The sequence below is a fragment of the Ureibacillus sp. FSL W8-0352 genome (assembly GCF_038004345.1).
Classification (GTDB): domain Bacteria; phylum Bacillota; class Bacilli; order Bacillales_A; family Planococcaceae; genus Ureibacillus; species Ureibacillus thermosphaericus.
In genome coordinates, this window is the sequence record NZ_JBBOQT010000001.1 from 2,043,939 (window position 1) to 2,067,720 (window position 23,782).

A 23,782-nucleotide genomic window follows, 5' to 3' on the forward strand; every position below is an offset into this window, starting at 1 on the left:
AGAGATTATTTTATCCTTACAAAAAAAGTTAGAATTATAGCATCATTTATTTGCAACTTTTTTGTATTCCATCCTAAACTTTTTGCCCAAGAAAGCCTTTCAGCTTTTTCTTCTTTGTCTTTCCCTTCATAAATAGTTGCTAACATATTCACAAATCCACTTAAACCACCAACATCATCAACAACAGGCAAACCATCCTTATGAAGTAAGCGTAAAATAATCCCCACCTTTTAATGATAGGGATTAAATACTATTATTGTGATAAGTTATTAAAAACCCGACAATTCAAAGGAATTGTTTTGGACCAAGGAAGTAGTTGATCAAGCTCATCCATATTGCTTATATCCATATTGGGAAGCCTTTCAAATAAGTAGCGAAGATAATAAAATGGATTTAATTTATTCTCTTTTGCTGTCTCCACAATACTGTAAATGATTGAGCTGGCCTTAGCTCCTTTCGGAGTATTGCTAAAAATCCAGTTCTTCCTTCCGATCACAAATGGTTTAATGGATCGTTCACTTCGATTATTATCGATTTCTAAACGTCCATCCTCTAAAAATGCCACGAGTTTTTCCCATTGGTTGAGGCAGTATGTAATGGCTTGACCTAATAGACTCTTTGGTAAAACATTGCTTTTCTCTGTTTTTAGCCATGCTGAAAAAGCCTCCAACAATGGTTGGCTGTGTTTAAGTCGTTTTTTATATCGTTCTTCTGGTGTACATTCTTTCAAATCACGCTCGATGGCAAATAGCTGATTACAGAAATTGAGTCCTTCCCGAGCTGTGACTGCTGAATGACGTTTGGATTCAGGAAGTACGTTTAAAGCCTCATCGAACTTTCTGCGGGCATGAGCCCAACATCCAACTAATGTTACGCCGGATATCTTATGGTATCCTGCATATCCATCGACATGCAGGTATCCTTTAAACCCTTTTAGGAATTCTTTGGCATGTTCTCCTGCTCTAGTTTCCTGATAGTCATAAAGGACAAGTGGTGGATCCTCTCTTCCAGTCCGATAAAGCCACATGTAAGATTTCGATGTACTTGACCTTCCAGGTTCATGTAAAACCTGAACAGTTGTTTCATCCGCATGTAGAATGTCTTTAGAGAGGAGATGCTCTTTCATTCGTTGATAAATTGGCGCAAGCCATTTTTCGGCACCATAAAGCATCCAATTGGCCATGGTTTGCCGGGATAAGATCACACCTAATCGTTTGAACTGTTGTTCTTGGCGATATAGAGGTAGCCCCTCTACATATTTTTGATTCATAATATAGGCCATGCTTGACGGTGAAGCTAAACTTTTTGGATACACAGATTTTGGGGCAGGTGCTGTAACGATTGGTGTCTCTATTTCATTACGCTCACAATGACGGCATCCATAGACATATCGAACGTGTTTTAAAACTTTGACTTGAGCCGGAATAATCACTAATTCTTGTCGTACTTCTGTGCTCATTTCGTGTGTTTTTTCACCGCAACACGAACAGACCTGCTCTTCTTCGGGTAAACGATATTCAATCGTTTCCATAGGCAGGTTTTCAAACGTAGCTTGACGTTGACCACGTTTCTTTTTACGACGATATGTAATTGTTTCAACAGTTGGCTCTTCGGCTTTTACATTAGACTCTACCTCTGCTTCATTGAATAAAGGTAGTTCTAATTGATTAGGATTTGTTTTTTCGCTTGAAGAGCCAAATTTTCGTTTTTGACTAAGACGATACTGTTCTTCATACCATCGTAATTTCGCCGTCAATTCAACGATTTGCTGTTGAAGTTTTTCAATTAATTCAAATGGGTTTTGGTTAGGATTCTTTAAATTTTTCATCATGTAGTAATAATTCGACGGTTTTAGCTATTTTCCTCCAAGGTTTTTGTTAAAAGTAAAAAATTCATATAACTGTTCTAGCCTTTACTTCTGGGTGTGCTTTCTTTTGCTCCATTGGAAGACCATCCAATAACCAGCGTAATTGCCGATAACTAATTTGTATCGTTCCAGTGTCATTTTCATTTGGCCATTGAAATTTTCCTTTTTCCAATCGACGATAATAAAGCCAAAAACCATTATAGTCCCAGTGAAGAATTTTTAATTTATCTCGCTTTCGATTACAGAACACAAAATAACTTGATGAAAAGGGATCTAAATCAAATCCCTCTTTCACCAAAGCAGCTAATCCATCAATGGATTTTCTCAAATCAGTACTTCCTTTTGCCAAGTAAACTCGTTCAGCTCTTGTACCAACTAACATGTTGATTTCAACGTCCTAACCACTTCTGAAAGAAAGGCCGGATCGAAACCAGGTTTTACTTCAATTGAAATCCCACTAATTTCAATCCGTAATGAATTTTCAACTGTTTGTGAATGATCTTCTAGGGTAACGGATGCCCATTTTGTAGACTTTCCTTGATTTTTTATTGGATTTTCAATTTTTCTTAACCAGTATTTAAACTGGTGAATACTCCATTGATTTTCCTTGCACCAGTTTACTTGAGTTTGACCGCTTTTACGATAGTCAGCGATTCGTTGTTCCCAAACCTTTCGTAATTCAGGATTCTTAGGCATAAAAAAACCTCCTTCAATTTCATCTTGAGGAGATTATCTCATGAAATTAGCACACCAAGAAGGTGTGCAAGATTTGACGCTTACTCCTAAAGAAAACATTAGAGAATAAACAAAATATCGTTTCCAGCTATATGAAAACCGCCATCAAGACAATCAACAAATACATCAATTACGTCGAGAATACGCTAAAGTACGATTATAATAACGGCATTTTAGAGGGGATTAATAACAAAATCAAAGTGATTAAACGCATTTCTTTCGGTTATCGATCCTTCTATCACTTTAGAAACCGAATATTCATTACCCAAAACTTAGCGAAAATAAAAACAGCTTAGGGGAACCTCGAATTTCCCCTAAGCCATCCGATTACACATCACCAAATAATGTCACTAAAATTTATTCACCAACACCATTTGACAAAGAACCTTTAATTATCTATCCTGCCTTCTCAACCCCAATAAAAAATCTAACCTATCAACTCAACCCCTATCACTTTCATGGTAGTTGACATGTTTCCTCAAAGAATAAAAATAAGGGTTTCCCGACATTAACGTCCTCGACAAAGATGTCATGAGAAAAATTCAATGTCAGGAAACCCTTTATCTATAAGTGCTTAAAGTATCTTTATTTCTCAACCCTTGACATCAATACTACGCACTCCACATGCAACGAGCGGGGTGGATTGATGTCTTTTACATTGTCGGTAGTCGGAAACAAGTCATTGCCACTTTTTGCACTATCGGTAGGCGGGAACATATCGACATATATAATTATAACGCCAACTACTAGATTTGTAATTGGCGTTATAATTATTATGACTTTAGTTTTGCTTTTAACTCTTTTATTTTTGTTTCTATAGTTGATATTACTTTTTTAAATTCCTCATCACTCTTACCTGTAGGATCATCCAACCCCCAATCTTCCCTGTGTTTACATGGAAGGTAAGGGCATTCCACATTACACCCCATTGTAATAACAATATCTACTGGAGGTATTTCATCAAGCAACTTTGAATGTTGAGTTTTCTCCATATCTATATCATAAAGCTCTTTCATTAGGCGCACAGCATCCTGGTTAATTTGAGGTTTTGTTTCTGTGCCAGCAGAGTAGCTTTCAAATATATCTCCTGCAAAGTGCTTACCAAGTGCCTCGGCTATTTGGCTTCGACATGAATTATGAACACATATAAATGCGACCTTTAGTTTATTACTCACTAAGCATTACCTCCTTTCTAGCTTTTTTCTGGAAACCAGTGCCTTGTATTATTCGCTATCTTTACTAATATCAACATAACAGGCACTTCTGTTAGAACCCCTACAATGGTAGCAAGTGCAGCTGGGCTTTGTGTTCCAAACAATGCAATCGCAACGGCAACTGCCAGTTCAAAAAAGTTAGAGGCACCAATCATACCAGCAGGCGCTGCTATCTCATGAGGTAGTTTTATAACCTTACTTGCTAGATATGCAATGAAAAAGATTAGGAAAGTCTGAATAATTAATGGTATAGCAATTAAAACAATATGGAGTGGATTGTTCAGAATTACATCGCCCTGGAATGAAAAGATTATTATTAATGTTAGCAATAGACCTATGGTAGTGATATTCCCAAACTTCGGTATAAAACTCTTTTCAAAGTAATCGAGTCCTCGCTTTTTTGTGATGTAATTACGGGTAATTATACCACCAGCCAGCGGGATAACAACAAACAATACTACAGATAAAACAAGAGTGTCCCAGGGTATGGTTACACCGCCCACACCTAGAAGAAACGCAACTATGGGCGTGAAAGCTATGAGAATTATAAGATCATTTGTTGCTACTTGCACGACGGTATAAGCCGCATTGCCTTTAGTCAAATAACTCCATACAAATACCATCGCTGTACACGGTGCAGCTCCAAGAAGTATTGCTCCCGCAAGATAGTCTTGTGCCAATTCTGCCGGAATTAGAGATTTAAAAATTACAAAGAAAAACAGCCATGCAATGCCGAACATAGTAAATGGCTTTATCAACCAGTTAGTTATCCATGTAACAAAAAGTCCCTTGGGATTTTTGCCTACATTTCTTATGCTTTGAAAATCTACTTTTAACATCATTGGATATATCATAAGCCAGATTAAAATAGCCATAGGTATTGAAACATTTGCATATTCAAAACGCCCTAAAAACGCTGGGATTCCGGGTAAAAACTTTCCAATCAATACCCCTGCAAACATACATAAAATAACCCATACGGTTAAGTACTTTTCAAAAAATCCAATTCCACTATTTTGTTCCTTACTCATGTTAAATCAATCCTCCTTTCTTTCCAAGCTATCAAAAAATGTAATTAAGTTTTGTGGGATTTCATATTTCTCATTTGATAAAGGGATTGAACCATGGCCACTATAAACTTCTTTCAAAATTGCGTTGATAATCATGGATTTTGGAGGTTCCGTATACTCTATACCATCCTGCACCCAAACCCTGCAATCCACAGAGTCACCACACAGATCCCCACATTCCTTACAGGAAGATTCCTTAACCTCAAGAGCAATATCCCTGGCATTTACACGAATTGTTGAAGAACTTAAAAATGATCAGTTCTACGTTCTTCCTTTATTTCTTCTAACGCTAAAATATATTTTGTTATAGTTTCAGCAAATTTTCTAAGCTCACTTATCGCCACATTGGGATTTTGATAGACATTTCGTTCTGCCGTTTCCCCAACACGGGCGAGAACTTCCCATTTTTCTTCTAAAAAGCGAAAATTTTGCGACATATACACACCTCACCCATAAGAACATGTATATAGTGCTATTTTATCATAAATTTTACAATATATATCATTTCCAGTCATACATCTATTTAATAGAGTTAAGTCCGTATAATTGTGTAAAAATGGATGGGTTAAAAATACTAGCCAATTTCAAATCCGATCCTTTCAGATGCTTGAGCTTGTAAAATCTGGTTTATTTTAACCGCGAATTTTTTGAATTTCCTTGAAAGAGTTGATGCAAAATTTCTAAATCTAGATTAATCTTGTTTTGGTACTTTCAAATCTTTTCTCCATTAGAGTTTGGCGGTCCAACTTAATTTCAACTGAGTGTTTTTATTTCCTTTTGTACATTTGCTTTTGCTGGCATTGGTATTGAATTATAACTTATTAAACATATATGATAACTTCTTACAATCATCGCATTTATAGAAACCATCCAAAATTTCTTTCAATTAATAAACCCCTCTAACTTATATAAGTATAGGAAGAGCTTCCACGGCAATATTAGAGCAGCTGCAAAATAATTCGCTTGTCTTTCCATTTCAACATAGGAATTATTGACCACTTGCACCAAAATGAGCAAGCTCATCATAATAAAGAAATAGACATTCGAGTTAATTTAAAACCAACAAGAAGCTTAAAACCTCAAATAATGAAATATGTTAATATAAACTCGAAAAGTAAGCACGTCTATCCAAACGTGTATTTTCTTTACTATGTAACCACCTGTCCCATTCGCACATTGTTAGCAAATCGAATGGGAACAGACTCGCAAATCATGCTTCCAGCCTAATCCCACATGTGGCGACAAATACCTTCATAAAGCTTCTTCAGGATTTCTTCTTGATACCCAGCTTTTTTGATTTCCCGTATTTTCTCTTTGATCGGCTGCAATTCTTCGATCGTAACAGTTTCTAGTTTCGCTACTCGGTCATCCGACAGCAAAACCTCTGGAGATGACGCTAAGTAATCTTCTAATTGGAAATGCCATAAATGAATATGCTCCTGATTCCGCTCCTTTAATCGCTGCGCCATTTTTAGTCCTTCAGGATCAAAATCTCCAGAATAATATATTTGACAACCTTCTTGGATGATTAAGTCTATTAACATCAGTGACGCTAGTTTAAATTGCCCATTTGTGCAAATCAGCGGCGGGAAAGCGTCAGGAAATAAATCCAACAAAGCGGAAAATACGCCTGAGTTCTCAACGACAAATACGGTCTGCCCCTTAGCAGGATATGCACGCTTTAACTTCAATATTTCCCGCAATGGCACATTGAGTACTGTATTGGTTTTTACAGCAGAAGCAAACACAGAATGAATTCCCTGTTCCGTTTCTGTCAAAATTCCCGCACATGTCACAAAGTTTAAAATATCTTCCCGTAAAATGCCAAATGATTGCAGGAGCTCATTGACTTCCTCGACTGAGGATAAGTCATAGTCTTGATCAGAGTAAAATTGAAGTGCATGAAGAAATACTTTTCCTTGAAACGTATGTAAGTCAAATGCGTGCGGATCTTTTAGCACTTTTTGTGAAAAAATTGAAAGACGTTCATAATCACCTTTTTTCGGCAAATGTTGAAGCGCAGTGCACACATTCTTTAAAACAGTCTCCAAATGTTCCCGATCTTGCGAATAGGCGATATGAATAAAGCGGTTTTGGGGAGCTGATTCAGTTATAAAAGAGAGAAGCCTTGCTTGTTCGGGATATTGATGAATAAGGTTTTGAAAAAATTCTTCTTTTTTCTTCCGATCTGTTTCCCTCTTCTCTTGATTGGTTGTAATGTCTTCACCAAAATAATTCTCAAGTAACGTAACGAGCGATATACCGGCAAAGCGCGTTTTCTCTAATTGTTCGGCAAACATTTTTAATGAAACCGAAGGAGTAGATTCTTGATGAAAATCCTTCCCAAAAAACGCCCCGAGCGCTTCTTTTTCTTCAAATGAAAAACCGTCTAATTTGACCGTTCCGCCGATTCTCCCAAGTGATTGATATTTCTTTTTCATCAGCAAAAAAAGGCGGTGAAAGCCGGGTTCACCGCGAAAAAACTCAACAGCATCCGCTACTTTTTGTTCCAACATGAACCATCCTTCCTATATGGATGATGTAAAAGTAAATTCTTCATCCAGATTTGACGCAAGTCGTTTCACTTTTCCATCCCAATGATAACGAATAACCGTAACGTACGGTGCATTTTTCGGACGAACTAGCTCGCAAATAGAAAGCGATGGTACCGTGTCGTAGTCTCCCCAAAGCGCCTGAGAGTTCATGATATAGTTAAAACCAAGCTCTTCGACTAAAGCAAACATATCACGAATGTTATTTTCATCAACGCCGGCAAACGCTTCATCTAACGAAATAATATATGGAGCATCCTCTGCAGCCTCTTGATATCGTGAATATGCCGCGGCAAAAAGAGGAATATACATCGCCATCGCCTTTTCTCCGCCGCTAAATTTATAAAACTTTTGGTTCGTTAATTCCCGCTTTGGTTCATTTGTTTTTTGGTAATAAAGCGTAAACGAGAACCACTTTCGGTAATCGAGCACTTCTTTAATGACTTGGTGAAGCGTATTGCCCTGCCCACTTTCTTCAAGCATTTCTCTCGCTCGGTTGATTTTTGAGCGGAAATGCATCGTAACCCGCTGCAAATCTTCTTCCTTTAGCAGCCGCGAATTCATTCGCAACAATTCGACTAAATCTTTCGTGTCCATTTCTTCTTCGGTTTCCGCGGTCTTCGGCTTCCATTGAATTGAAAACGTCAGACCTGAAGAAGTATCACGTTTTTCCATTAATGCGTTCATATCTTTTACCCAGCGTTCGGCACGCTGTATGCGGCTTCGCAATATTCGCCCGATCGTTTTCAAAATAATATCTTCATACAATTCGCGGTCCTGTTCGTTAATATATTCTTTTTGCAGCAATATATCTTTTTCAATCTCTTTTAATACATAATATGGTGTGACGCGTTGTCCTTTGTAGTCTAGTAAAATGATGATACGTCCTGCTTTTTCCTTCCAATCGTTCGCTTTTAGCTCCGATTCCTCATCTAATGAAAGCTCGACGAACGGATTTTGTTTGTTCCAATCGGCAGGTTCCTGTGTCGGACGATATTCGATTAAATTCGGTTGTTCTTGGAAAAATATTCGGTTTAATCGTTCGGTGACAGAAAGTCGTGTATTCTCTTTTAATACAGAACCATATTTCTTGGAAATGTCTATTGCTTTGTCCAAAAGTGAGCCTGTTTCATTTTCGTCAACAAACACTAGCCCTCGTTCCAATTCTTTGGCAAATAGCTCTTCCCATGCTTGGACAAGAACCTTTGCAAATTCCAGTTTTCTCTCTAAACTGCTTAATTTGTTTTCCATGTTTGAAAGTTGATTCCTTATACCTTCTTGCTTCTTAATTATCTCAGGAATTTCCGTTTTTAAAAACGTTAATCGTTCTCGAATCTGTTGAATCTCTTGGCGAATATGTTCCGCTCCCATTTTCGTTAACATCGATTCGATATGCTCAAGTTCAAGTGATACCCGCTGTTGTTGATCGAGAAGAACATTGATTTCGCCTTTCGCTTCGTCTATTTCGTTTTGTAATGTTTCAAGCTGATCATTTAGATTTTTGATCATTTCATCGGTGTGCACAATGTTTCCATGAGTAATTTGTACGTCATTTAACTCTTTTAAATATGATTTCATATAAGACAAAGCATCTTCGTACCCTTTTTTTGAAAACTTAAGGTCCAGTCCTTCTGTCTTGTTGCGCAAAGTATTTTTCACTTGCTGCCATTCTCTAGCGATTTGTCCGAGTTTTTCATTTTTCCTTACTGTTTCTTGTTCTTTGCTTGCTGCCAGGAGTTTCGTTTGCTCCCACTGGTCATAGGCATATTTGACATTTTTGTCAGTTGGAAACAATTGAAACCCTTCCGTAATGTGGCGGATTCGTTCATCAATGGCTACCAGCTGCTCTCGTTTTTCTCTGAGTTGAGTGTTTAAAAGCTGTAATTCTTCCTCAAATTGCTGAATTTTCTCAAGACGCAGCCGTTTCCGTGCGGCTCTTCCAATATACTTTGCCTTTTCCCTTTCAGGGGCATGTCCTTTTAAAAGTCCTAGTGAATATTGTCCGGATTCGTTTATGACAAAATAATCCTTTTCTTGCGGTTCGTCCGATACGATAATACTGCGCAATACCGCTTCGATTCGTTCCTTAGTAACACCTGAGTCATTCTCTACATCAGGTTTTAAATAATCCTCTAGCGTGTGTGCCATCATTGCCGGGTTTGGCATGATTACTCGATCATATTGGATATCTAAATCCGCTTCCACAATTAAAGCGTCGAGCAATCCAGCATGATTTAATGTAGATTCGATCCGTTCCCTCAACTCTTCAGAAACGTGCTCCTGAAATTCCACAGCTGCATAAAACGGAACGTAAGGTATTCCTTTCTCTTTTAACAAAACCCTTGTTTGCACCGTTTGCATGTCTCGTTCTGGTTCAGGATCTTTTTGTTCCTTCCAATAGCGTAATTTTTCTTCCGTTTCACGAATTTCATTTTCTATCAATTTCATTTCATGTTGTTTTTTAATTTTTTCCGCTTTCCACGATTCTAAAGATTGATAATATTGATTTGTAAACGGTCGTTTCACCTCTTCGAAATGATAGCGCTCATATAGCTCATTCAACCTTTGTAAAAATACTTGAAATGCTTCGTCATCCACCTTTATATCCGGATACATTTTGCTCCATTCAAACACGCTTTCCTGCAAACGGGATTTTTCGTCTTCAACCAGTTCATACCATTTTTTCTCTTCATTTTTTAGTTGGTCTAATTCCCTATTTAATTCGCCGAGCTCTTTATACGTTTCTTCATAACGTAATTGAATTTCATCATGCTCTTTCCAAAGTCCGTTAATTTGCTCCAGTCGATCAAAATGTGCATTAGCTTCCCGCTTCCATACGGTAAAATCAAATTCATATTCTCGGTTCCGCTGAAAATCTTCTTCGTTGATTGTATGCTCGGAAAAAGAGCTTTCTAACGCATCGTTCCGCATCATTTCTAACTGTTCTGTTAGCTTTTTCAATAACTGTTCGAAACGTTCTTCATACATGTTTAAGTTTTGTTCAATTTTCCGTTCTTGCTCTCGTTTTTCATCTATAAATCTTTCTTTCTTTTTGAGCTCTTTGTTTACATTCTGCAGTTTTTCCGCTGTTTCATTACGCTTTTCTTCTGCCTGAAACACTTCATGATTGGATAAATCACGTTCCCGTTTAAGAAGCACATCTTGTTCAATCGATAATTTGCTAGTTTCTTCTTTCAATGTCGCAAGTGTTTCCTCATATTCACGATGTTGTGCGACAAGCTGTTCCTTTTCTTCAGCTAACTTTTTAAAGCTTTTTTCCGATTTTAAATATTCATTCGCTTTCTCAGCCAACATATACTCATTGTAAGTCGAATAATGCTGGCAAAGATGCTTTAGAGCCTTCTCGTCTTTTTCAAGCTGTTCTAATTGTTGTTTTGCTTGATCCATGTTTTCTATCGTTTCTGACAAGTGTCGCAGCTCTTCATCTGTAAGTGCTGGCAGCGAGCTTTCTAATATTTCGTAGATCACAGTTGGCTTAAAATCTTTTGAAAGCTTCGGACTGCGTAATTGAATGAGTAATTCAATCAATTCGTGGAACGCATCAAGCGACTCAAATCGAAAAATATGTTTATTCACTAACTCCATATATTCACGTTGCGAATCAACAACCGTACCGCCTTCACCAATAACAGTGATCAACTCCCGTTTCGTTAAAGGAATTTTTTGCGTCTTCCCGTCTGTCTTTTCTTCTTTATATAAACGCAAGTCTTTGCCGATGCGCCGATTGTCAAAAACGACAAATCCCCAAAAATCCATATTTTTCTGCCGTTTTGCCCGTAAGCCGATACCCGTTGTGATATATTGTTCAGAGTTTTTCCGCTTATATTCTAAAAATAAATAGCCTGTTCGTTCGTCCCTGTCGACGAGTTCTTTTTCCCCAAGCAAGTAATCTTCCATTCTTCTAGCTCGGGAACCGAACGGATCGAGGCGGTCAGGACTCTTTTTTCCATCAAGCAGAACCGGAAGAAAACTTTGCATCGTCACCGATTTGCCGGAGCCGTTGCTTCCACGCAATAAAAGTTTTCCGTCTGCGAAATGAAAAAATTCTTCATCATAATACCAAAAATTTAACACTCCCGCTCGATATAACTCCCATTTACTCGTCATCTTCATTCGTTCCTTTCATTAGAAAATCATCAGGATATGTTCCGACTAATCGACCTAAAAGAGGGTAGAGAATAATCATCCCAGTCTCCGCTTCACGTTCTGCCATTTTCCACTCCTTTAATGCACTCAATACTTCATCAGAAAGCTGAGAGATTGTCATGTCGCGGTATGTTTTACTCCATCCTTCGGAAAATTCGTCACGGCATTTTTTTAACAGACCTAAAAAATCATTTGGTGTTAAGCGGATTTGTCCATATTCATCAGGCATGTGAACATCAAGATGCTGGCGAATAATTTTGGAAAAATGAAGAATAATCTCCGAAGTACCTTTTTGATCCGGAAACAGCGTATAGCGGCTTTGACGTTCCGGTAAAGTTAAAAGTGCCGCATTTTTAAAAAGTTCATAGTGATAATCAGTATGTTTTTCAATATCTTCCCGCAAGCGATGGCGAAAGTTTCTTAAATAATAAAAGTCAGGATCGTCTTTTTGTCTTCGATAAATGGCTGGCGACAAAAATAGTTGCCGATATATCCGATGGCGGCGATAGTCTTGCGGGGACGCTTTCCATTCTTCTTCTAAAATCTCCTCTATCGTTTCATATTGAAACAAGTCTTTCGGATATGATCTCATAAAATAGCGGGATACAACGGGAACTTCATAGAGTGCTTCATGGTCTTCTTTATTTGCAAACCCTTCAATATCCCCATCGACGCGTTTTACGATACCAATTTGCTCCGACGTTCTCAGCACGCGAATGAGCGACTTCCGATGTTGATAATTCGTCCAATCGATTGGCAGTTCCCCAGGATACATCGCTTGAATCTCTTCACATAAATCGGACAGAAGAAATTTTTCATCGACGGCTTTGCTCTCTAAATATGCTAATAAGCAGCAAAACAAGGCATAATCTAATATATCTTGAAAATCTTGAATACCCATCCACGATTCTGGCTCAGCCGGGATTTTCTCGAGCTTTGCAAAATAGCGGTGAATGATTAGCCGATATCCAAACTTTTCTTGCAAGTAACGTTTCAATACTTTTTCACGTTCTCTAATCTTTTGATAAAGCTCTGGTTCCTCTTCCCGGACAATCCAGAAGTTTTCAAACAGGGCTGTCATGGCTTCTTTCGCTTTTTCATCAAACCCTTGCTCCGTCTTTTCCAATGTTACATCTCTCCCTTTTCGAGGACATAAAGTTCATAATTCGGCATCGTAAGTGTACCGTCAGAGGCTTTCAATTGAATCGAGGAAGAATCCTTTTGCAAGATTTTCACTTTCCACCCGTTTTCCGTTTTTACGACTCCGTCTTGTTTTGTCATTGATTTTGCTATCCAGCTTAACAATGTTTTTCGAATGTGCGGTTCGATCACCGGCAACTCTCGTAATACGATTTTATTGTCTTGAATGAGGTTCTCTAACTCTTCTTTCTCACGTTTTTTCTCAAGCAAAAATTTCTCCTTCATCTCCTGTTTCTCTTTTTCATGTGTTTCGATCGCTTCCGGCTTTTTCTTTTCACGGTAATGGCGAACGCGAGGCTTTACCGTCCATTCTGTCGGCTCTTCTTCCCAAATATCGCGATAAAAGTTTTCTGTTGCATCGTTCTCTGTTATGAGATGCTTTGTATGGAAACAGCCGAAAACAACAGAGGATAGTCGGTGGGCGTCTACTAAACTCGGAAGCTCGGAAAACCACTTTGCTAAATGGAGAAAATCTTTCTTGCGGCTGCGGAAATTGTGATGACGTTCCCCCAGCCTTTGCACGACCCGGGTCATGCGGCGAATGGCTTCATTCGTTTGGTGCTGAAGAAAATACAATTCGCTTTCACGTCCTTCTCTGCCTAAAAACCATTCTTTTAGACCTTTCCATTTTTCGAATAAATCTTCTTCAAGTTGTTTTTTCGTCACTTCCATTTCTTCTAATCGAGGAATCGTCATTTGATAATCAGCAACAATTGCGACTAGTTTGTGAACATCATCTTCTCTGATATCTTCCAACAACTTTTCAATTTTTAACGATGTTTTCTGTAAGGCAACGATGAAATCACGTAAATATGTCGTAAATTTTTCTTTATATACAAGAAAGGCTTCCGACATCATTCGTTCTTCCGTGTTCTCACTGTTAAGGTAAGCGATGTAATCTGCAGAATTTTGAATGATTTTTTTGAAATAATCGAATGTTTCTTCCCAATTTTGATTAATCTCTTCTCGTTTTTCTTGAAAATCGTTTTGTATAATATTTTCTATCCGAACGAGTGAAGAGTATAAACGGTCAAAACGCGTTTTTTCTAAAGATCCTCCGAATGAATCCCCTAGCTTCTCTAACGTGCGGATCATCCTCTCAATTTCAACCGTGTAAGGACTGCATTGATAACGAAACCGTTTCTTTTTAAATTCTTCGATTGTGCGAATATTCACCGTCTCTTGCCGAGCAATTAAGTTTTTCCATTTGACAAGCTGATCTAAATCCTGCTGGAGATCGTCGTCCGTATAGTTCTGAAACTCCTCATGTTCTTTTAAAAATGCAAATACTTCTTCAGGAAACAAATATTGCCGCATTCGTTCATGCTGCATATAAAAATATCGTAAAATCGCCCGATAGCGATAAGCATTGTCCGTTGCCAAATACTTTGCCTCAGAAATCGGCTTCAGCCATGAAGAATCCATTATGCATCACCTTATAAATTATGTTTTTATTTCTATTGTAATAGATTTGCAGAGAGATTGAGATAAGATTTTGATGGGGATTTTTTTGATGTTTTGATTTTTTGGGTATATTTCGTTTTTACGATCTGTTTTGTAAGCGTTCGCCAACCATCTCATCCTGTTTGTGTGTGCCTCTTTTGTTTTTTAAAACCCTTTCAACACTTTTAATGCTTGTAAATCGGTGTTCCTGCCGTTTTCCGAAATACTCCCGGCAAGCGGTGATCCACGCGGTTCCATCTCCATTCAGAAAACCAGTCCATCATCGGGTCATAGGTCATATCGCTGCTCTATTTTATATCCATAAAACGCTTCAAGAGAATATAATGTCTTTTCTAAATAGCCTCGCTCCCACCCGCGTCTTGCTTGGAGAATGAGAACATACTTTCTTAAAGCAGATTCCTTCATTCTTAACTAGGTACACACGTCTCTCAGTTCAATCAATATTAGTCCTTCGTCTATATCACTAGTCAAAACACCGATACATTCTGTTATAACACTGTTATATAATCATTCTATTGATGTTTCGGCATACCCTGCAAACGACAAAATAATGAGAATGTATAGCGGAAAAAATATTGAAGCTTTAACAAACTTTAAGATCATGACGTGATACAATCATGAGATCATGACGTGATACAATCATGAGTGTGACGGTATAAAACAAAGGGAAAGGGAGAAGAAGATGGAATCAGATGCAGTAAAACAGGAGCGATGATTAGTTTAAAAAAAGCTGACAAAAAGCTAAAATAGACGAATGTTATCCCAATAAGATCACATTAGCTAATGAATGGATTGAGAATGAGCAAACGCAAATGAAACGACTGATCGTTCAAGGGACCATTTTCACTTGTGAACTCGGGGAAAATATCGGCACAGAGCAAAACGGAGAACGATCGGTGCTTGTCCTTTCTAATGACAGAATTAACCGTACATCCGGTAATGTTAAGATAGCTCCTTTGACTACAAAGTTAAAAACCAAAATTATAACAGACCGGAAAGGAAAAACAAAGGTATCGCCAAAACTTGCGACACATTAATTTCTCAAAAAGGAAGTCTATCCGTTTTTAACGCAGACTTCAGCTGTAAAGGTGGAAGAATTAACGACAGTCAACAAAGTAAGGCTAAAGCAACATATCGGCAATATAAACAAGGATGATTTAAATAAGATTATGAACCGTGTAAAATGGGTATTTAATCTGTAACGTACTTACAACGTATTGACATGTATTGACATTTCCCAAGATTTTTCTATACTTAGAATACAAAATAAGTTGTCTGTCTCGTCACAGACCATTTCACACGTGAAAAAACGTGGATTCGTTTGTGTTTTCAACGGAGAGGAGCCCTAAATGGTTCCTCTCATTGCATAATATCAACAATAAACTCATAACTTAATGATAAGTTGCCTGCCGCGTCGCAGGCCATTTCACCCCGTCAGCGGGGGATTCATGTTTTTTTCCCCAGTACTTAGGTGCTGGGGGTTAATGTATTTATTGGAGAAGATTTCTTACGAAGAAAATCTACATTAAGGTCTGCAATGTTGAATGATTTCGCATCAAAGCGGCTGAATTACTTGTGTAATTCAACATAATTAATGTACGTGTTCACTTACAAGGGGTAGAAAAGAGCATCCGTTGATTTTGCTGCCAGCTGCCTAATAAATAGAAAAAGGTATTTTTGCCCGGCAGATCAACGAACAAGAACAATACAAAGGGCAATAAGTTAAAATTTCTTTGTTATATACAAGAAAGACTTCTAACATCATTCGTTTTTCCGTGTTCTTTACTGTGAAGGTAAGCGATATCATCCGCACAATTTGAAATCATCGAACGTTTACTCTCAAATTTGATTCATCACTTCCAGTTTTTGTTCATAATCGTTTTTCCAAATATTTTCTATTCAAACGATTAAAGAATAGAAGCCGTCAATACTCATCTTCTAAAGCCCCTCCAAGTGAATCTCCTGCTTCTCAACGTGTGAAGCATCTGTTCAATTTCTTTATACCTTCCTATGGTATAATGAAGTAAGTTTTTTGATCATGAAAGGAGACGAAATGAATTTTGCAGACAAACCATGATTTATTTTCCATAGAAGATGTCGAGCAATTTATTAATAGTCATCATTTGGCATTTTTATATATATCCAAAACAAATTGCAGTGTTTGTCATGCTTTGCTGCCAAAGGTGGAAAAAGTGCTGGCTGAGTTTCCAAAAATTCAAATGGGCTTTATCAACGTCGATGATATTCCGAGCATAGCCGGTCACTTATCCATATTTACCGCACCTGTTTTAATTTTATATGTCGATGGAAAAGAGGTTTTGCGAGAAGCACGGTTTGTTCATGTTGAGCAGTTTAAGGAGAAAGTGAAGAAAATTTATTTTTTAGCGGAGCAATCGTAACTTGTTTGCGGGTGAAGGCACCTTTTGGCTGAGATGTTTCACATAGGCGGAATGCTAACTAATGTATTCCATGAGCGGAGTCTTCTACACATAGGGGCTGTCTAATAAGTCGATTTTCCGCTTATAGGCGCCCCTTTAATATTTTAGAAACGCTGATATATCAATGATTATGATGTTTCATTCTGGACAGCCCAAAAAATATTCTTGTTCTAAAAGGGAATGAGACTGCTTAAAGTTAGACTGGATCATCAAACGAAAGCAAACTTGCCAACGCCGCAAGCAAAATCTCCAATGATGAAAAGTCTGGAATAAAAAGAAACGTTTAGTTATTTCATTCATGAAAAATCTAAATGTTCTCACAACCGTAAAATCTATCTTGATGGCGGTTGAAATAACGGAATGCATGCGCGGTACATTCCGTTTCTTTTCTTCATTTTATGTTGAATTTAACTTAAAATCAGACACAGATGCTTCCGAAGGTCTGAGGAACTTGAGTAGAAGCTACTTCAAACAAGTCCACTTCTTAGAGAAAGTCCTCCCCCCATAATCATCTGAACAAAAAACTGCAGCTTAACAATTAAACATTCACATTAAGTTTCAAAATTACTTCAACTAAAGTGCTTGTTCGTTATTTCGCTGCTTCTAACAATAGATCCACAATATGAACAGCTTTTACATCCTTTAATCCTTCTCTTTCAATTCCTAGCTTCATTTGCATGAAGCATCCTGGATTAGCTGTTACTATTGTAGTGGCACTGGTTTTTTTCATTTTTTCCATTTTCTGATCTAAAATTTCCATGGATGTTTTCGGTTCGACAATGTTATAAATGCCTGCAGAGCCACAGCAGTTATCGGCATTTTCCATTTCTGTGAATGTTACTCCTTTAATTGAACGAAGCAATTCTCTAGGAGCTTTTGACGTTTTCATGACGTTTCTCAGGTGACAGGAATCTTGATATGTGACGACTTGTTCAGGAAGTGAAAGGCGAAATTGTTTGTGAAAATCAAGCTCATATAAAATGGACGTAATGTCTTTTATTTTTGCAACAAATTTTTCAGCGCGCTCTGACCATTGCGGATCATCTTTTAATAAGTGATCATATTCAATCAAGAAAGCGCCGCAGCCACCTGCGTTTGTTATAATATAATCTACTTCGTTTTTTCCAAACGCTTCAATATTTTGTTTTGCTAATTCTTTCGCTAGTTCTTTTTCTCCGCTATGACCGTGCAAAGCTCCACAGCATGCTTGTGTTTTAGGAATAACAATTTCACACCCGGCTTTTTGCAATAATTGAATGGTTGCATGATTTGTTTCGAGAAACAACGTGTCCATTAAACATCCGGAAAAGAAAGCAACAGTTGCTTTTTTCTCTCCTTTTGGCGGGAAATATTCAGATCGCTGTTTCAGTGTCTTTCTCTCAGGAACATCAGGCAATATTTTTTCCATTTCCCGGAGATGATCTGGAAACAGTTTCATAAATCCTATTTTACGTGCCGCTTTTTGAAGTCCAGATTTTTGATAAAATCCAACTAAGCTAGTTATGTTGATTAAATTACTTTTTTTAGGAAATAGTTGTTTAAAAACCACATTTCGAACTGCCCGCACAGGTAAAGAATGCTTTTTATTTTGGTTAATTATGTCTCTTGCTTCTTCTAATAAATGTCCATAATTCACACCTGATGGACAAACCGGCTCACACGCACGACATCCTAAACACAAGTTTAAAGACTTTTCAAATTCATCATCCGGTTGAAGGACCCCATCATAAACTGCCTTCATTAAGGCAATTCTTCCTCTTGGTGATTGGCTTTCTTTATATCCAGACACAATGTAAGTTGGGCAAGATGGCAAACAAAAACCGCATCTCATACAATTTAACAGCTCATCTTCGTCCATGCGTTCCTTGAAATCTCTTTGGATATTTTGCTTTTCTGATTCTGTCATCATTTTGAGATCACCACTCGTTTTCGTGTATCCTTTGCAAATAATTTCCCAGGATTCATAATATTGTTTGGATCCAATGCAGCTTTGATCGACTTCATCACATCGATGCCAGATTTCCCCAGCTTCCATTCTAAATAAGGCGCTTTCATGGCTCCTACTCCATGTTCTCCAGTAATTGTTCCTCCCAGTTCAATGGCCTTTGCAAATATTTCAGCAAAAGCTTTTTCCACCCGTTCCATCTCATCTTTCTTCCGAATATCTGTCGTGCAGGTAGGATGAAGGTTTCCGTCTCCCGCATGACCAAACGTGCATATTTTTACGTTATGTTTTGCGGCTATTTCATTAATGGCTTTGACCATTTTGGCAATTTCTGATCTTGGAACAGTCGCATCTTCTAAAATGGTAGTTGGTGCTAGTCTGGCTAAGGCGGACAAAGCGGTGCGTCTCGCTGTTCGTAAAGCTTCAGCTTCTTCTTCTGACTGGGCAATTTGTACAGATACGGCGTTTTCACTCCTGCATATTTCTTCCATGACCTTCATATCTTTACTCACATTTTCAGGCGTTCCATCTTGTTCAATCAGTAATACGGCTTGAACGTCTGTTGGCAGTCCGATTTGTGAATAGTCCTCCACTACTTTTAGCGTCGGCTGATCTAAAAACTCTAAAGTTGCCGGAATTACTTTATTGGCAATAATTTTCGATACGGAACGCGCAGCAGCTTCTAAATCTTGAAATAAAGCAAGCATTGTCTTTTTTGATTCAGGCAGTGGGATCAGCTTTAATGTCGCTTCTGTAATCACTCCTAACGTTCCTTCAGAACCTATAAATAAGCGCGTTAAATCATACCCTGCCACATCTTTCGCTAGCTTTCCTCCTGTTCGAACAATTTCCCCATTAGGAAGAACCGCCTCTAGCCCCAGCACATAATCACGAGTTACTCCATATTTCAGTCCTCTTAATCCTCCAGAATTTTCGTTAATATTTCCCCCAATTGTAGATATTTTCATTGAGCTTGGGTCTGGTGGATAAAACAAACCTTTTTGTTCCACCGCATGGATTAAATCAAGTGTGATAACTCCCGGTTGACATGTGACGGTTAAGTTTTCCTCATCGATCTCTAAAATTTTGTTCATATGTTTAAATAGAAGAACGATTCCTCCTTCAACAGGACAAGTGCCGGCGCATAAGTTCGTACCAGAGCCCCGCGGAACAATCGGTATTTTATTTTTATTACATAATTGCAATATTTTAGATACTTCCTCTGTATTTCTAGGCGAAACGACCGCATCCGGAATCGATTGAAAATTTGGAGTCGCATCATACGAATATACTAACCTTTCAACTTCCGAATCTTCAAAATTTTCTTCTCCTACAATATTTATGAATTCCCTCTTTATATCAGGAGCAATCATTCAAACCCCTCACTTTTATTCTTTTCGTTTTATTATAAAGAATGAGAGTCATATTATCTATGTATGATGATATAATTAACATACCAAAAATGCCTTTTTTATTGTCTTTTTAACCAAAAGGGTGGTGATACGAGTTGCAATTATCCCCAAAGCTGGCTGCTAAAATTATTTCAGAGGTTCAGGACGTAGTCAAAGAGGATATTATATTAGTTGATATTAATGGGATCATCATATCCTCCACTGATGAGAGTCGGATCGGCTCTTTTCATGAAGGAGCTACGATTGTTATTAAGTCCAAACAAAAGCTTTACATTGATCAAATCAAAGCACAAGTGCTGAAAGGCGTCAAAGCAGGAATCAATATGCCCATTATGTTTCATAAGAAGGTAATTGGAGTGATCGGAATAACTGGCGAACCGAAACAAGTGGAGCCTTATGCGGACTTAATTAGAAGAATGACAGAGCTCATTATACAAGAAGCATATTATACTGAAAGAAACGAATGGGAAATAAGAGGAATAGAATCGTATCTTTATGAATGGATCAATGCTTCATCTGTGGATAAAGATTTTTTAGAGCGCGGGTTTATGTTAGGCATTCCTGTGTATGACACTCATGTTTGCACACTCATGGAATTGGAGATACACACATTAAATAATTACGATATTCATCGAATTCAAAAAGAAATCATAGAATTGTTTTATTCTATCTTCGGGAAAGAAAAACATTTTATTGTTCGATGGGGGCAAGAGCGCTTTTTAGTATTAAAAAAGATGGATGCTTCTTATAAACAAAATTATTTTTACAGTCAGTTAAACGATTTTAAAAAAAGAATCGAAAACAGATACAAAAGCACTTTAGCTATTGGCATAGGAAAAACAGCTTGCAAACACATGATCAATAAATCTTTTAAAGAAGCACAAAAAGCATTAAAGGTAGCGCGAAAAAATAAAGGCATCGTATTTTATGAGGATCTTATATTAGAAATCATCTTGGATGATATCCCAACAGAGATGCAAAAGGATTTTTTGAAGCAAACCATTCATATGATGGAAAAAGATCAAATTCTAATCGAAACGTTACAACACTATATGAACAATAATCAATCGATCAAAAGAACGGCAGAGGAAATGAATATCCATATTAATACACTGCACTACCGTTTAAATAAAATCGAAGAGCTGACAGGAATTAACCCTAAAACAACAGAAGGAATTGTCATATTTTATATATCGTTACTGTTATTAAATTCTTTAAACCGTTAAGTCCGTATAATTTGATCGAAACGGGAGTGAATGAAAAAAGACAATCGGCAAATGTTGTTCGGGGAGACGACCGTCAGGAAAAATTTGGGATTACTGCCATACACCAAGTATTTAAGTCCATAGTGTCTTTCAATGGGCAATTTCCTTTTAGACAAGTAATTAAGAACTGCTCTAAATGTGGAGAACGTCTGGACACATGTTTGACATTCCAATGATTTTCACTAACTGTCTCATTTGAACGTCACTCAAAATCATCCTCATTGGATTTCCTCCGCTTACATCTTGGATTCGATGATAAACGTATTTTTCCTGATGAAACAAAAAATCCCGAATATCGAACTTTTTTTAAGTATCCGATATTCGGGTTGCATTTTCAAATACATCAGCCCTTTTATGTTTTAAACAGCAGACTTTTCTCTTACATTCAACAATTTAAAGAATTCTCTCATGAATCCCGGTAAATCCGGCCAAGCGTGGCCCGATACAATGTTCCCATCCACATGAAGCATTTTTTCCACATAAGTAGCGCCTGCTGCTTCCACTTCTGGTCTACAAGCAGTGTAAGCTGTCATCTCTCTTCCTTTGATATATTCTCTTACAGTTGTTAAGACTAATTGTCCATGACAGATCACCCCAAGAGGTTTATTTTCTTTTAAAAAGTGAGCAGTAATTTCCTGAACCTTTGGATTCATACGAATATATTCAGGCGCACGCCCTCCTGGGATAATTAATCCATCATAGTCGGCAGGATTAATCTCATCTACTGATGCATGAGATTCGATTTTATATGCCCATTTTTCTGTAAAAGTCTCCATTTCAGGAAGGAAATCATGGACAACCGTCTGGAGCTTCTTTTTAACAGGTGAGGCAATTGTACAATTAATATTTTCTTCAATACAACGATAATAAGGATAAAACACTTCTAATGCTTCAGCAGCATCGCCAGTAATAATAAGAACATTTTTACTCATCTTACATCACCTTTCCTTTTATTATGAAATTATTTGTACGCTGTAAAAATTATGAATCATTTTGCCAAACTGTCTTCATAATCAGCAGACAAATTATATCATGCCTCCAACAGTCCCCGGCAATAATGCGCATTAAACTCCATGCTCAACCTTGTCAGCTTGGCGCCTTTCAAGTAATCTGAAAACTCTTCTTCAGTCAATCGTTTCCCTTCTGGAGTTGTTATGGCAAATGCACTTGAGTGATGGAATACTTTTTTCTTCTCCAAATATTTTTCTCTTAACAGCCTCCCTTCTTCCATTAATTTTTCCTGGTTTACTTGGTTCAATAATTCTACTTTATCTCGTTTTATCATAAACTCCATTTCTCACTCCTTACTTCCCACATATTGCAAGCAGCATTGCCAAAAGCGCACTTCGTTTTGGCATATGGTTGACGAGAAGGTGCTCATGATTAGCATGGGCTCCATCACCAACCGCACCTAATCCATCCAAGGTAGGGGCAAATGGAGCCGTCAAATTACCATCGCTTCCTCCTCCCGTTCCTCTCTCAGTTAATTCAATATGTAAATATTGGCCTGCCAATTGTTTTGCCTTTCGAAACAATGCAGCAACTTCTTCTGTTCGTTCTAGAGACATACGGTTGGCACCCCCTGTTATTGAAACGGAAGTTCCTTTTAACACCGGCTTTAATTTCTGAAGTGAGGCAATAGCTTTTTCCATTTCAGATTTCGTCTTCACACGAACATCCACTTCCGCGTACGCCTTCTCCGGAACAACATTAATCGTACTGCCACCTGAAATTGTTCCCACATTAAAAGTCGTTCCCTTTTCTAAATCATTCATCGATTGAATTTTAATAATTTGATGTGCGAGCTCTTCTATCGCACTGACGCCTTTTTGCGGTTCAATTCCGGCGTGGGCAGCAATCCCTGTGACTTCCAGATGAAAAATGCCAACACCTTTGCGCGAAGTTTTTAGACTTCCTTTTTTACCAATAGCAGGCTCAAGAACAAAAACGGCATCACTTTTTTTCGCTTCCTTTTCAATGATTGCCCTTGAAGAAGGATTCCCAATTTCCTCATCCGAATCGATAAGAAAGACTACTTTTTTATTTAAGGTAATCTCCAGTTCCTTTAAGGCTTTCAGTGCAAACAGACCTTGTATTAGCCCTCCCTTCATATCAAATACTCCCGGGCCAAATACTTTATCATCTTTTATCCGGAAGGGCATTGTTTCAATCGTTCCCTCAGGCCAAACCGTATCCATATGACCTAAGACTAAAATTTGCTTTTCCCCGCTCCCCCATTGACATTTAACATGGTTTCCAAATGTATTATCCTGGATTATTTCTGCACTTCCTCCAGTTAAATTTTGAAAGTTTTTCGCCAGCCATTCCGCAACTTGATCAACAAGCTGCTTATTCATAGAGGGCGATTCCATTTCTACAAGTTCTTGCAAATAATTACACATTTCTTCTGTTTGTTTTTCCAAATGTACTACAATTTGCTCCAACAAATTAAC

The 23,782-nt window shown here is 37.8% G+C and carries 20 protein-coding genes and 3 pseudogenes; 4 read left to right on the forward strand and 19 right to left on the reverse strand.

Features of this window, described 5'->3' with window-relative positions:
• Positions 1-5: 5 nt before the first annotated feature.
• From NST98_RS10445 to tnpA, 4 genes are all read right to left on the reverse strand, one after another.
• Positions 6-227: a hypothetical protein gene (locus NST98_RS10445; RefSeq protein WP_340715077.1), complete on the reverse strand. Its 222-nt coding sequence runs from the start codon at positions 225-227 to the stop codon at positions 6-8.
• Between the two features lie 26 nt (positions 228-253).
• Entirely contained in the window at positions 254-1,831 is a 1,578-nt protein-coding gene (tnpC, locus tag NST98_RS10450) for an IS66 family transposase (protein ID WP_340715078.1), read from the reverse strand.
• Between the two features lie 61 nt (positions 1,832-1,892).
• Positions 1,893-2,249 (reverse strand): IS66 family insertion sequence element accessory protein TnpB, encoded by a 357-nt coding sequence (tnpB, locus tag NST98_RS10455; protein ID WP_145986160.1) that lies wholly within the window; start codon positions 2,247-2,249, stop codon positions 1,893-1,895.
• Positions 2,243-2,563: an IS66 family insertion sequence element accessory protein TnpA gene (gene tnpA, locus NST98_RS10460; protein ID WP_003352856.1), complete on the reverse strand. Its 321-nt coding sequence runs from the start codon at positions 2,561-2,563 to the stop codon at positions 2,243-2,245. Before tnpA ends, tnpB begins: the two co-directional genes overlap by 7 nt.
• Positions 2,564-2,661: 98 nt before the next feature.
• Between tnpA and NST98_RS10465 the strand changes: the two are divergent.
• Positions 2,662-2,898, forward strand: a pseudogene (locus tag NST98_RS10465) (transposase); the annotation flags it as partial.
• A 477-nt stretch (positions 2,899-3,375) separates the two neighbouring features.
• On the opposite strand, the gene NST98_RS10470 reads toward NST98_RS10465, so the two are convergent.
• The 9 genes and pseudogenes from NST98_RS10470 to NST98_RS10510 form a co-directional block, all read right to left on the reverse strand.
• Positions 3,376-3,777 carry an arsenate reductase ArsC gene (locus NST98_RS10470; RefSeq protein ID WP_014097261.1) on the reverse strand — a complete coding sequence of 134 codons (402 nt, stop codon included), beginning with the start codon at positions 3,775-3,777 and terminating at the stop codon, positions 3,376-3,378.
• Between the two features lie 17 nt (positions 3,778-3,794).
• A complete protein-coding gene (gene arsB, locus NST98_RS10475) occupies positions 3,795-4,847 on the reverse strand; it encodes an ACR3 family arsenite efflux transporter (RefSeq protein ID WP_168412303.1) in 1,053 nt (350 codons plus the stop codon).
• 6 nt (positions 4,848-4,853) lie between these two features.
• Positions 4,854-5,120, reverse strand: a complete 267-nt coding sequence (locus tag NST98_RS10480; protein WP_340715720.1) for a DUF2703 domain-containing protein — start codon at positions 5,118-5,120, stop codon at positions 4,854-4,856.
• A 20-nt stretch (positions 5,121-5,140) separates the two neighbouring features.
• Positions 5,141-5,323 (reverse strand): annotated as a pseudogene (locus tag NST98_RS10485) (hypothetical protein); the annotation flags it as partial.
• Between the two features lie 445 nt (positions 5,324-5,768).
• Complete coding sequence (locus tag NST98_RS10490; protein WP_331854851.1) at positions 5,769-5,912, reverse strand: ImmA/IrrE family metallo-endopeptidase; 144 nt, start codon at positions 5,910-5,912, stop codon at positions 5,769-5,771.
• 197 nt (positions 5,913-6,109) lie between these two features.
• Entirely contained in the window at positions 6,110-7,402 is a 1,293-nt protein-coding gene (locus NST98_RS10495; RefSeq protein ID WP_340704958.1) for a TIGR02679 family protein, read from the reverse strand.
• Between the two features lie 12 nt (positions 7,403-7,414).
• Complete coding sequence (locus tag NST98_RS10500) at positions 7,415-11,566, reverse strand: TIGR02680 family protein (protein ID WP_340715079.1); 4,152 nt, start codon at positions 11,564-11,566, stop codon at positions 7,415-7,417.
• On the reverse strand, positions 11,556-12,686 hold the full coding sequence (locus NST98_RS10505) for a TIGR02678 family protein (protein WP_326973875.1): 1,131 nt from the start codon (positions 12,684-12,686) through the stop codon (positions 11,556-11,558). Before NST98_RS10505 ends, NST98_RS10500 begins: the two co-directional genes overlap by 11 nt.
• A gap of 47 nt (positions 12,687-12,733) precedes the next feature.
• Positions 12,734-14,230 (reverse strand): TIGR02677 family protein, encoded by a 1,497-nt coding sequence (locus NST98_RS10510; protein WP_340715080.1) that lies wholly within the window; start codon positions 14,228-14,230, stop codon positions 12,734-12,736.
• An 851-nt stretch (positions 14,231-15,081) separates the two neighbouring features.
• Between NST98_RS10510 and NST98_RS10515 the strand changes: the two are divergent.
• Positions 15,082-15,471 (forward strand): annotated as a pseudogene (locus NST98_RS10515) (type II toxin-antitoxin system PemK/MazF family toxin).
• Positions 15,472-16,329: 858 nt separating this feature from the next.
• On the forward strand, positions 16,330-16,668 hold the full coding sequence (locus NST98_RS10520; RefSeq protein ID WP_144597540.1) for a thioredoxin family protein: 339 nt from the start codon (positions 16,330-16,332) through the stop codon (positions 16,666-16,668).
• 628 nt (positions 16,669-17,296) lie between these two features.
• Here the strand turns inward: NST98_RS10520 and NST98_RS10525 are convergent.
• A complete protein-coding gene (locus NST98_RS10525; RefSeq protein ID WP_340715721.1) occupies positions 17,297-18,613 on the reverse strand; it encodes a (Fe-S)-binding protein in 1,317 nt (438 codons plus the stop codon).
• Positions 18,613-20,025 carry a glycolate oxidase subunit GlcD gene (glcD, locus tag NST98_RS10530; protein WP_311067068.1) on the reverse strand — a complete coding sequence of 471 codons (1,413 nt, stop codon included), beginning with the start codon at positions 20,023-20,025 and terminating at the stop codon, positions 18,613-18,615. The genes NST98_RS10525 and glcD overlap by 1 nt, the downstream gene beginning before the upstream one ends.
• A gap of 134 nt (positions 20,026-20,159) precedes the next feature.
• Between glcD and NST98_RS10535 the strand changes: the two genes are divergently transcribed.
• Positions 20,160-21,290, forward strand: coding sequence for a CdaR family transcriptional regulator (locus NST98_RS10535; RefSeq protein WP_340715081.1), 1,131 nt, complete (start codon positions 20,160-20,162; stop codon positions 21,288-21,290).
• Positions 21,291-21,461: 171 nt separating this feature from the next.
• Here the strand turns inward: NST98_RS10535 and NST98_RS10540 are convergent, their stop codons facing one another.
• The 4 genes from NST98_RS10540 to NST98_RS10555 form a co-directional block, all read right to left on the reverse strand.
• Positions 21,462-21,611, reverse strand: a complete 150-nt coding sequence (locus NST98_RS10540) for a hypothetical protein (RefSeq protein WP_340715082.1) — start codon at positions 21,609-21,611, stop codon at positions 21,462-21,464.
• A gap of 77 nt (positions 21,612-21,688) precedes the next feature.
• Positions 21,689-22,261 (reverse strand): DJ-1/PfpI family protein, encoded by a 573-nt coding sequence (locus NST98_RS10545; protein WP_311067065.1) that lies wholly within the window; start codon positions 22,259-22,261, stop codon positions 21,689-21,691.
• 98 nt (positions 22,262-22,359) lie between these two features.
• On the reverse strand, positions 22,360-22,623 hold the full coding sequence (locus NST98_RS10550; protein ID WP_340715083.1) for a hypothetical protein: 264 nt from the start codon (positions 22,621-22,623) through the stop codon (positions 22,360-22,362).
• Between the two features lie 10 nt (positions 22,624-22,633).
• Positions 22,634-23,773, reverse strand: coding sequence for a M20 family metallopeptidase (locus NST98_RS10555; protein WP_340715084.1), 1,140 nt, complete (start codon positions 23,771-23,773; stop codon positions 22,634-22,636).
• Positions 23,774-23,782: the final 9 nt, after the last annotated feature.

Bases quoted from the DNA above. Each gene is read 5' to 3' on its own strand.
- NST98_RS10505 (WP_326973875.1), bottom strand. From the start codon at position 12,686: ATGACAGCCCTGTTTGAAAACTTCTGGATTGTCCGGGAAGAGGAACCA.
- tnpA (WP_003352856.1), bottom strand. From the start codon at position 2,563: ATGCCTAAGAATCCTGAATTACGAAAGGTTTGGGAACAACGAATCGCT.
- NST98_RS10510 (WP_340715080.1), bottom strand. From the start codon at position 14,230: ATGGATTCTTCATGGCTGAAGCCGATTTCTGAGGCAAAGTATTTGGCA.
- tnpB (WP_145986160.1), bottom strand. From the start codon at position 2,249: ATGTTAGTTGGTACAAGAGCTGAACGAGTTTACTTGGCAAAAGGAAGT.
- arsB (WP_168412303.1), bottom strand. From the start codon at position 4,847: ATGAGTAAGGAACAAAATAGTGGAATTGGATTTTTTGAAAAGTACTTA.
- NST98_RS10500 (WP_340715079.1), bottom strand. From the start codon at position 11,566: ATGACGAGTAAATGGGAGTTATATCGAGCGGGAGTGTTAAATTTTTGG.
- NST98_RS10525 (WP_340715721.1), bottom strand. From the start codon at position 18,613: ATGACAGAATCAGAAAAGCAAAATATCCAAAGAGATTTCAAGGAACGC.
- tnpC (WP_340715078.1), bottom strand. From the start codon at position 1,831: ATGATGAAAAATTTAAAGAATCCTAACCAAAACCCATTTGAATTAATT.
- NST98_RS10545 (WP_311067065.1), bottom strand. From the start codon at position 22,261: ATGAGTAAAAATGTTCTTATTATTACTGGCGATGCTGCTGAAGCATTA.
- glcD (WP_311067068.1), bottom strand. From the start codon at position 20,025: ATGATTGCTCCTGATATAAAGAGGGAATTCATAAATATTGTAGGAGAA.
- NST98_RS10550 (WP_340715083.1), bottom strand. From the start codon at position 22,623: ATGGAGTTTATGATAAAACGAGATAAAGTAGAATTATTGAACCAAGTA.
- NST98_RS10490 (WP_331854851.1), bottom strand. From the start codon at position 5,912: ATGATGAGCTTGCTCATTTTGGTGCAAGTGGTCAATAATTCCTATGTT.
- NST98_RS10495 (WP_340704958.1), bottom strand. From the start codon at position 7,402: ATGTTGGAACAAAAAGTAGCGGATGCTGTTGAGTTTTTTCGCGGTGAA.